Below are 2,560 nucleotides of genomic sequence, written 5' to 3' on the forward strand. Positions count from 1 at the left end.
TTTAACTGCTTAGGCTCTTTTGATGTATTTACGTCTCCTGAAAAAATTGAAGAGAAAGGCGAAAATTGCCAAAATAAGTAAGGGAATTACCAGATTCGCCACCTGCCATTTTTCACGCTCCTCTGCTGTTCTTACAGGATCCAGAAAAGGGATGCTGATTTCTTTGGTCCTTATCTCAATAAGACCATTATCGTCCAGCATATAGTTGACGGCATTTAGCAAAAATTCTTTGTTTCCGTAAGTAGTTCCTGTGTATCTTTCGAAACCCAGTTCCAGTGGAGCACCGCGCTGTAGATCATTCTTAATCACATCTCCATCAGAAATTACCAGCATCTTTGTTGCTGTACTTTCCTCCATCGAATTTTCAATTTCGAAAGGTTTTAAACGGTTTTTATATGCTGAAGTAAATTCGCCTTCGAGCAATACAGCGAGCGGTTGTTCGCCATCTGTATAGGTCGATAATTGGGGTTTTTGACTTACCATTTCAAGACTGATCTGTAGCGGAGTTCCTTCTACTTTTGTTCGTGGGGAACTGCTTAAAAGGATGGTTTTTTCAACATCGTTGGCAAGCGTATCGATCTGGTTGGCATATTCGAATTTAACCGCCTCGATATTGTTAATAATCGGGTGGTCGTTGGGGGAGGAGCTTAACGGACTATAAAACCAGGGATATGGATTAAACCTCGTGTTATTGCCACTTCCCGAAGCCAGAATTATTGGCGCAGAATAAAGATCATTGATAAGTACAGGGTTAATTCTGATTCCGTAGGAAAAGAAAAGGTCACCAAGATTTAAATCCCGGGGCAGGGCATAAGCGGTGCCTGATTGATTTAAAAGGCTGTCGGTTTCCATCGCCACACTTTCCACGAGACAGATAGATTTACCGCCGTTCATGGTGAATTGATCGAGAACAAACTTCTCATTTTCGGTATAGGGTTCCGTGGGTTTTGCTTCCAGAATCAGGTCGAATTCATTCAAATTCTGAAGTGTTTTTTGCGGATTTTGCGCTGCGGAATCCAATGTGAACGGAGCAATGTAGTAATACTCCTGAAGCGTTTGTAAAAAATCGGCAATATTGGCATCTGGCAGTTCTCCGTTTCCGCGCATTACGGCTATCCTCTTTTCCTTGGGATAAATGAGCTTATCGAGTCCGTTGGCAAAGGCATATTCCAATTGCTGTACGCTGTTGGTCACCCGATCTTCGTCCGTGGCGCCAAGAGTATTTTTAAGCAACGGAATTTTCACCGTCTTATCGCCATAGTTTGCAATTGCCCAGGGAAAGACAATTTCCTCACTGGTTTTTCCGCTTTCCTGAACGCTTACCCTCGCCGGCGTCATCCCCATTTGTAAAAATTCCTGCGCGATGGCGTTGGCGTCATCCCCTTCGGCTAAAGGATTAATGAAATTGACTTTTATATTAGAATTGTAAGCTCTAAATTCTTCCAGAAGCTGCCGGGTTTCATTACGTAATCTTCGGAATTCCGGAGGGAAATTTCCCTGCAGGAAAACATCAATAATTACCGGTTCTTCTACATCTTCAATAATATTTTTTGCTGCGGAAGAAAGCGTATAACGTTTATCCTGTGTAAGATCGAGACGCGTAAAGAAGTTTGCAGCCAAAACATTAAGCAGGATTAAACCTACTATTAGAATCGCCAGGGATTTATATGTGCCGGATTTCTTCAAGATCAGGATTTTTGCTTAATTGATTTTAAACTCCGTTGCGTAAGCTTCAGAAATAAAATAATAAAGCTGAAGAAGTAGATGATATTACGCGTATCTACCACACCGCGGCTAATGCTTTGGTAGTGATAGCTAAGGCCAAGATATTCAATTCCGTAGGTAGCATCTCCGAAAAAATTATATCCTGCAAGTCCTTCAAAAGCAAAGAAACAGAGGAAGCAGAGAAAAACCGCTACGATAAATGCCACAATCTGATTTTTCGTAATACTGGAAGCAAAAATACCGATTGCAGTATAACAACCACCCAAAAGGATGAGTCCTATATAAGATCCCAAGGTCGCTCCAGCATCGAGATTACCTACAGGATTCCCAAGCTGATAAATTGTGATTACGTATAGAATTGAAGGTACAATGGCTAAAATCATCAATATTAGTGACCCAAGATATTTTCCGGAAATTAACTGCCATAATCCGATTGGCTTGGTCAGTAATAATTCCATGGTGCCCTGCTTTTTTTCTTCGGAAAAGCTTTTCATTGTTATTGCAGGAATCAGGAAAATAAAGATCCAGGGCGCTAGATTAAAGAAGGGTTTCAGGTCTGCAAAACCATTATCCAGAATATTATATTCCCCAGAGAAAACAAACAAAAACAATCCGCAAACCACCAGAAAAATCCCTATCACCAAATAACCAATTGGCGAGGAAAAAAAGGATTGTATTTCTTTATTAAGTATCGCGAACATTAAATTTCAATTAGCAATTAGCAGTTGTTTGTTGTCTGTTGTGACTCGTTTAGGGTTTGGTATTTTTTGTTGGTTGTTGAATAAAAGTCAAAATAAGTTCCTCATTTATACTGAAGTAATTTCAAAAAGATAAA

2 protein-coding genes are annotated in these 2,560 nt (G+C 40.2%); both read right to left on the reverse strand.

What is annotated here, in order from left to right:
• Window positions 1–9 precede the first annotated feature (9 nt).
• A complete protein-coding gene (gldG, locus tag RM541_RS17305) occupies window positions 10–1,686 on the reverse strand; it encodes a gliding motility-associated ABC transporter substrate-binding protein GldG (protein ID WP_311501385.1) in 1,677 nt (558 codons plus the stop codon).
• A 2-nt stretch (window positions 1,687–1,688) separates the two neighbouring features.
• Window positions 1,689–2,426 (reverse strand): gliding motility-associated ABC transporter permease subunit GldF, encoded by a 738-nt coding sequence (gene gldF / locus RM541_RS17310; RefSeq protein WP_311501386.1) that lies wholly within the window; start codon window positions 2,424–2,426, stop codon window positions 1,689–1,691.
• Window positions 2,427–2,560 lie beyond the last annotated feature (134 nt).

The organism is Autumnicola psychrophila, assembly GCF_031846645.1.
GTDB lineage: Bacteria > Bacteroidota > Bacteroidia > Flavobacteriales > Flavobacteriaceae > Autumnicola > Autumnicola psychrophila.